General features: G+C 42.6%; 9 protein-coding genes. 5 read left to right on the top strand and 4 right to left on the bottom strand.

All coding sequences use genetic code 11. The features are described 5' to 3' along the window. The 5 genes from F607_RS34915 to F607_RS0122990 all read left to right on the top strand — a co-directional run. Positions 1 to 491 (top strand): hypothetical protein (locus F607_RS34915; protein ID WP_169719840.1); only part of this gene is annotated, 491 nt, incomplete at its 5' end. Further along, positions 472 to 1,344, top strand: a complete 873-nt coding sequence (locus tag F607_RS0123005) for a hypothetical protein (protein WP_027709954.1) — start codon at positions 472 to 474, stop codon at positions 1,342 to 1,344. The genes F607_RS34915 and F607_RS0123005, both read left to right, overlap by 20 nt. Beyond that, positions 1,341 to 1,937: a baseplate complex protein gene (locus F607_RS31290; protein WP_051311755.1), complete on the top strand. Its 597-nt coding sequence runs from the start codon at positions 1,341 to 1,343 to the stop codon at positions 1,935 to 1,937. The genes F607_RS0123005 and F607_RS31290 overlap by 4 nt, the downstream gene beginning before the upstream one ends. Further along, a complete protein-coding gene (locus tag F607_RS0122995; RefSeq protein WP_027709953.1) occupies positions 1,879 to 2,562 on the top strand; it encodes a hypothetical protein in 684 nt (227 codons plus the stop codon). Before F607_RS31290 ends, F607_RS0122995 begins: the two co-directional genes overlap by 59 nt. After that, positions 2,556 to 3,506, top strand: a complete 951-nt coding sequence (locus F607_RS0122990) for a phage baseplate assembly protein V (protein ID WP_027709952.1) — start codon at positions 2,556 to 2,558, stop codon at positions 3,504 to 3,506. The genes F607_RS0122995 and F607_RS0122990 overlap by 7 nt, the downstream gene beginning before the upstream one ends. Positions 3,507 to 3,656: 150 nt before the next feature. Here the strand turns inward: F607_RS0122990 and F607_RS0122985 are convergent, their stop codons facing one another. The 4 genes from F607_RS0122985 to F607_RS31285 form a co-directional block, all read right to left on the bottom strand. Continuing rightward, positions 3,657 to 4,349 (bottom strand): hypothetical protein, encoded by a 693-nt coding sequence (locus F607_RS0122985; protein ID WP_027709951.1) that lies wholly within the window; start codon positions 4,347 to 4,349, stop codon positions 3,657 to 3,659. A gap of 115 nt (positions 4,350 to 4,464) precedes the next feature. After that, entirely contained in the window at positions 4,465 to 4,776 is a 312-nt protein-coding gene (locus F607_RS0122980) for a hypothetical protein (protein WP_027709950.1), read from the bottom strand. A 165-nt stretch (positions 4,777 to 4,941) separates the two neighbouring features. Further along, positions 4,942 to 5,550: a hypothetical protein gene (locus F607_RS0122975; protein WP_027709949.1), complete on the bottom strand. Its 609-nt coding sequence runs from the start codon at positions 5,548 to 5,550 to the stop codon at positions 4,942 to 4,944. A 10-nt stretch (positions 5,551 to 5,560) separates the two neighbouring features. Next, positions 5,561 to 7,489, bottom strand: a 1,929-nt coding sequence (locus F607_RS31285) for an RHS repeat-associated core domain-containing protein (RefSeq protein WP_038292103.1), incomplete at its 5' end; no start/stop codon positions are given.

Raw genomic sequence — 7,489 nt, 5'->3', positions numbered from 1 at the left:
TAGTGTCGTATGACCTTGTTATCGGAAAAGTCTGTGGTGATGTTGAAGGGCATCCTATTCCTGAAAAACTGGGCCAACTACCCCTTCATGTTTTGCGCTGGAATGGTGAGGCGATTGTTAACGCCCATGATTATACAGCCTTTTATATCGATCAGCAGGGCATCAAACATATTATTCAGCACGAGCTGTCTTGGCAGCCACTTCATTGTCAATTTGATGAAGCATTGCTGCATAAAGAGGAGCATTGGTGCGTCAAAAATCCAATGGACCATTATCTTGCGCAACGTGAGCACATCAAAGCACAGCGTAAGCAAGCCTTTATGATCGAAGCGGATCCCCTTAAAAATGAATACGACTATGACCGGGAATTTAATCGTCCTGAGGTCAGTCAACGTCGAGAACGTTGGTTAATGAAAGTGGCTGAGATTAAAGCCCGTTATCCATTTCCGTCCAAGCCTGAAGGGAATGAGGATGAAAACCGTCCAGATTAAAACACCCTCGACACTCGGTCAGCTGCAAGCACAACAGGCCACGCTCATTAAACAGGCGACTACACAGTTAACGACATTAGCAACCCAAATTAATGCGCTAGATGACAGCGGATTTTTACCTGCTTCCATTGCATCCGCGGGTCCCGATTTACGCCGTGAATTACAAAAACAATTACAGCAAAGTATCCATAGCTGTGTGGTGCATCCTTATCTGCATACGGTGGGAGAGGGTGAAGGGCATCACCGTTATTTATCCGCGCCCAATGCCTTAAAAGCCCTGACAAAAAAATACCAGGATCAACGCAACCCGCAACAACCTCAGCATAGTCAGGTGGCGATTGTGGTATTAATCACGGCACCGCACATAACCTCGTTTTATCAGACGTTAACGGCCTTTACTGCATTAATGCCGATCCCCGAATTACCGCAAATTACGCGTCGGGTAAAAGCACTGATTAGCTTAGAAACCAACAAATGGGAGATCCCCGAAGCGCCACAAATGCCATATTGGCGGCCGTTAAAATTAGCGCAATGGCCAACTGCCAAACATCATTTAACCCAATTAGGTGCCGCACAAGCCGCCATTGAAGCCATCAGCGATCATGCTTCACCCAAAGATATGCTGACCAAGTTGCTGGCAAAAAAACAGCAACACTTAACTCAAATGAGCCAAAACTGGCAACACACCACACAGGCCTTACAACAGGTGGTGGGCCAGTATTTAACAGGGAATATTCATCAGCAACTGAGTCAGCTCAGTGCTCCTGGACATGACCAGGTGTTAACCGTGGGCTTATTACTGACGGGTACCACGGAAGCCTTAGCCTTTTTAAAAGAGGTGTTGAGCTTATGATGATTGGGCAATACCAGGTACAAGGCTGTAGCTTGAAAGTGGTGGGTAATTTACGCATCAGCAATGAAGAACTGAGTGGCTCCAGCAGCGCGACAGATCGAGCGCATAAAGGTTTTAAGCCAAAAAGCTTAACCGTTTCCCTGCAGATCAACCAAAACAGCCCAGAGCATTTAACCCGCTTAATTGAACTGGCGGAAAGCGTCAACGAACAAGGCAAGCAAACGGTATACACCTTGGTGGATCCGACCGCTAAAGCGATGAATATTCGGCAGGTGCAGTTTAACGACAATTTTAGTGTACGCGAGGCCTCGGATAAACGTTTATGGCAGGTACAATTTACCTTATCGGAATACCGTTCTGTCCCCGAAAAAGTCGAGCAACGCCAACCGAAAAAAGACCCTAAAAAACAGCAGGCCGAGGGAAACAGTATTCCACCCGATGGACCACAACAAGACAGTACTAACGCAAATAACGAACCGGAATTAACGTCGTTTGAACAGTATTTAAAAGAAATCGATGAGGCGATAGGACCCAGTGAAACTGAACAGCTTGCTGAAAATCAATCAGCAAAACATACCGCTGGTGCGGCATGATATCCGTTTGGCGATGAATACCCCAGGACGGGCGACATTTGTAGTTCGCCCTAACACGCCAGTAACGCCTAAATCGGTGGTAAAAATGGCCATCGGTTATGGTGACAATTTACAGCAAATTTTTTTAGGCTATATCGAAAAAATTACCACCGTCGATCAGCACCAGCAGCAGATATTTTGCAGAGAATTAACGGGTATTTTGCATTATCCATTACCAATGAATTTACGGCATGTGCATTTAAATGATGTCTTAAATCATATGGCCAAACACACCGGTCTGACCTTTATTACCCCAGAACAACCCTACACCAACACCAAAATCCCTTATTTTTACAGCCTCAATAATGGGCTGTTTGCGATGGCCTCCCTCAAGGAGGCGTTTGCGATTGAGGATTATTGTTGGCAACAGCAAGGCGATGGCCAGGTGTTTGTGGGGAGTTGGCAGCACAGCTACTGGGCCAATAAACCCGTGACCATCCCCGATCAGTTTTTAATTAACCACCAGTCGCACAACAGTGCGCAAATCGCCGCCATACCCCAGGTAAGACCAGGTGTGAAATTAGTCGATGGTCGTCGTATTCAAAAAACACAACTGCAAAATAATCAAATGGTGGTGACATGGTAGACGCCATTAAACGTATTGTATTGAGTTTATTTCCAGAGCTGGCCGGTAACTATCATTTACCCCGTTATGGACGTGTGCTAGCGATCAGTGACACACCTAAACAAGGAGACCTCTGCGATGACTTTAGGCCCCATTATGCGGTGGATGTGGAAGTATTAGATGCACAGGGCAAACCCGACAAGAAATTACCTATCCTACACAGCTTAATGGTACCGTTGGCCAGTGCAGGACAAGAGCAGGGTTTTTATGGGTTACCGGAAGTGGGCACCCAAGTAGTGGTAGGGTTTGCTTATGGATTACCCCATAAGCCGTTTATACAACAGGTGTTACCCCATGGTTTATCGTTACCCAACCTGGAACAGAAAGAACAGCGTTGGCAGCAACATCCATTAAGCTACCAACGCTGTGACCAGAGCGGCGCTTGGGAACGATCAACGGATACCATTATCAAGGATGAATGCCAGCACTATCAGCTGGAAACCCTTCACCAGGAAACCCACACTCAAAGCCAACAGACAACAATAGCCGAACATAGCACCGAAACGATTGGCGGCAGCAAAACGCTGGAGGCGATGGGTGCATTAAGATTGCATTCAGGGGGCATAGCAGAGTTGGCCGCGATTGATAGTTTAAAGGTGGCTACAGGCAATGACAGTCATACAGTGGTAGGCAGGGATATGCAGGAACACATTAACGGCATCAAGCATAGCCTGGCCAAGCTTAAGCAAATCACTCAAGTCAAAGACGGCGGTAAAGTCTGGCTAGGGAATGAAAGCGATAATGTACTACAGTTGCTGTCTGAGTTTATGGAGGTGGTGGAGCAAGCGTTTTTGGATCTCTCAACCCATGGTCATACGCCAGCGGGGCCAACCAACAAAGACAGCTTAATCAAGCAGGCGGGCAGCGTTAAACGGTTAAATACCGATTTAAAGGTGATGCTGTGATGAATACTATGGCTGAAAGTAGATTTTTCTTTAGAGAATCTTTGCATTATTTTATTGAGCGAATACGCTCGTTTATTGGGTAAAAAAACACTGATAGCTTAACTCTTTGCTTTATTGAGAAGCAGGCAAAATACCTGCTTTAATAGTTAATCACCAGCTAACTTTGTAATGTTGAAGCTTATATAGCTCATTTTTTTCGTAACTAATTTCCTTAACTGAGATGAACTTGGTTTTGGGGGAGTACCAATGTACTGCAACCAGCTTATCACCTTCATACTTGTTGACCCTTAGACATTCAAACTCTCCTGCCTCAACGGAAATCTTATCAATACCTGACACTACGTATCGAAATTTTTTTGTGCTACTTTTTTTCGATACTTCATTTCCATGCATGGTTCGATGTGTTGTTGTTTCTATAACTTCCCACTCTTTGCCAACTTTCATCGGAAATTTGGGATTACCTGCATGAGAGTACTCACTTCTTTGAGTCAGTCTAATTGGTACCCCATCCTTTACGAAAGTAGCATCTAACTCGGTTATTCCTAAATTTTCTTTATCGATTTTGGCATGTCCTGTAATGATTCTATCAAAACCCTTACTCTGAACCTCAGTCTTAGCTAAATAATTTTGAGCTGATGTTTTATCATCCGTCACAGTAACGACTACTCTTTCAAGTGGGGCATCTGAAATAACCTTAACATCCCAAGTATCACCCACTTTTAAATCATACTTATCATATGATTTAGAACTTACTAATTTTGTACTGTTGATCGAACAGCCATTGAAAAGCGGGACTAATATTAACAATCCAACCAAAATATAATGGCCTACTTCTTTCTTCACCTTTAGTTCTCCCAAAATAATTATCTAACTAGGTTCACATGACTATTCGTGAACCTATCTCCGATGCAATATATGATTACATATTAAACTCGATAAAACTTCCTATCTTGATTTCTTAGACTTTAGTCATACCCCATTCTTCACTAAATAAAGGATCTTCTCCATTTGCAATATAGTTGTAGATTCCAAACTCTTCGCTTCTTACTAAATTTGCATTTTTATAGAAAGATGGTTTAAAACTATAATCAAAATTATTCAGAAGGTTCGTTTTAATGGGGTGATTCCATTTAAGTACTCTAGACATTTGATATTGATTTAGATGCCAAGTATTTTTCACTGGAGTATCATCATCCGCCCCATGCATATGGTTAATGCTACAACCAGTTGCTAATATAGATAATAAAACTACTGCAGATAACTTCTTCATTTATAAATCTTAAATGCTTTGTGTTTTTACCTAATAAATAAAAATGATGGAGACCAATAGTATCCCCTAGTCTTTAGACTAGGGGATACTATTGGGTTAGCGTCAATACTTTCTGAAGCGCAATATATGTGTGTGCTCCTAAAAATTGACTTTTGAAAAAGTATATTAAAAAAACTCCTCTAGTAATTCCTGCCATGTTGCAGAAGTATTACTATCAACGCCAAGTTGAGCTAAGCGAGTTTTAAACTCATTCATGCCGACTTCCTCATTATTTTCATAAGAAAGGCTTATATCATATAAATTGCCAGCAATAATAAGTAACTGCTCAAAAGAATTAGCTAACATTTTTAGGATTAGGTTTGGTCCTGAGCTTATATCAACTAAATAAGCATAACCGCTTGTTTTAGATGATTTACTTGATAAACAGATAATATTAGCCTCTAACCTTGCGACTTCAACAAGGTTTTTATCTCTATAAAAATCTAGGAATGGGTTATCCGAGCTTGTATTTGCTTCGATTATACTGGTAACAAAGTCTTTTTTTCCGTAGGGAACAGGCCATAAGTTCAACTGCCCTATTGATATACCTGCTATCTTGACTTTTTTTATGACATCAAAGTAACTATCTGGTAAGTAAGGAGCTTTTTGCCTTAGTTTGACTAATATTTCATCAGAATAACCAGGGCTACAAAGTTTTATTTCTGAAGCTATTATTGGAAATTTTGCTGCTATATTTTCTAAGAAACTGACCAGTTCATCTAAATTTGTAATCATTCTGTTCTACCTATTGGCCTGAATGTTGTGGATGCCAAATACCCCAACCAGGCTGTTTAGCATGTACTGTATTAGGTAAAGGTATTGCATCTGGACCATAGTCTAAATGATGATGAATAATTGTTTCATCTAAAAATTTTTCATGCTCAGGGAAGTGTTTAATCCATTCACTATCTACAACAGGTGAACGTTTAGCATTTATTCGAGCAATATTCTCTGGACTTAAAGTATTACTGTAGGACTCTTTCCACTGACTCCAAAACTTTTTGGAATTACGAATCCCACCATTCATGGTCTTTTTCCCAGACTTAAAGATAGATGTATCAATAGCCATAGGCCCTTTGCCAGAAATAGGATTAATTCTAATGAAATATGGACTTCCTATTTCCTGAGAGGGTAAAGATAAATTATTCTTCGTTGAAGAACGAAATGAATTTTTAGAAAACGAGTTTGCACCATATCTCCCTAAAGCAACCCCTCCAAATGCAGATCCTAAAGCAATGATCGCTCCTCGAGCGGGCCCTTCTTGAAATTCATTATAAGAGCTTGAGACCTCACCACCTAAACTTGCCGCTATTTGGTTATAATGTTCCATATGGGGGCTAAATACCGAGCCGAACCCAAACATCTTACCAATACCGTAATCATTACTGTTTTGTGTAAAGAACGGTGCTGCACTCGTATCATACCGTAATTTATGTTCTCTCATATTATGAGAGACGTAGTTATCGATACCATAATCAAAGTCAGTTTGTTCGCCACTGTAACTTGAGGATTCATTAAGTACGTCTGTTAGCGTAGAACGAAAACTATAGTCCTCAGATGCAGGGCCTCTATTACCACTTTCCCATCTGTCATAGAGCCACTCAAAGATGAAACCTGTCGGATCACTGCCATTTAGTGGATTATTGAAGCCATAGCTATAACGGTTATAGCTTTGCAGGTTGCTTTCAAACTGAATAAACGGATCAGCACTTAAAAACCGGCCCACATTCGGATCATAAACGCGGCCATTCATGTGGATTAAGCCCACACCATCCAGGTGCTCGTGGTCGGTAAAGCCGCGTTTGGTAATGGTGCTGGTGATCTGGGTAAAATCAATCGCAGCTTGCCAGTCGGTCTGACGGCGTTTACCCCAGGGATCATAGCTGAAGCGTTCAATAACTTGGCCATTTTGATCGGTAATGGCGGTGATTGAGCTTAAGTGATCGTGATGGAAGTAGTTGGTTTTCGTACCCTCTTCGGTGCCGGCATTTTCGGTTTTGGTGATAATCGCGACATCACCGATATAATGCTTGTGCTGTATTTTGCCCGTATCACTGACCACCTTTTCATAAATACCAGATTGGTAGTATGTCGTGCTGGTGCCTGTGGGACCTTGATCGATCCGGCGCACGCGCTTTTGATCGGGACCATACACCAGGTCAATTTGGTAGTCACCGCGAATGATCTGATCGGGTTTATCAAAGGCGGTATAGCGCACGGTACGGCCATTACCACTGGTCATGTTGCCGTTGGCATCATAACAGTAAGTGGCGTTTTGGCTGCCTGTGGTTTTGGTGAGGGCATGGGGACCGGCTTGTTGGCTACCACACTTGTCTGCGTACTGGTAATCACCGACATCGGATTTATGGGTAATATTGCCTAAGGCATCGTACTGCACACTCGTGGTTAAGGTGTTGCTACTGAGTTTGGCGGTGACTTCCGTTAAACGGTTCAGTTGATCATAAGCAAACGTCTCGTGGATCTTCTGTCGTTTATCTTCCCGCTGGGTCAGGTTACCTAATTCATCGTAAGCAAAGTGCAGGTCTTCAATTTGCGTGGTACTGCTGATATACGCGCCACTGTCTTGCAAACGTCCGGTTTTGGCATCAAACACCCGCAGGGTGGTGGCACCATTACCGTACTGTTGCTGGGTAATATTGCCGAGGGCATCCGC

The sequence above is a fragment of the Zooshikella ganghwensis DSM 15267 genome (genome assembly GCF_000428585.1).
Lineage (GTDB): Bacteria > Pseudomonadota > Gammaproteobacteria > Pseudomonadales > Zooshikellaceae > Zooshikella > Zooshikella ganghwensis.
This window is presented reverse-complemented; position numbering and strand designations above follow the sequence as displayed.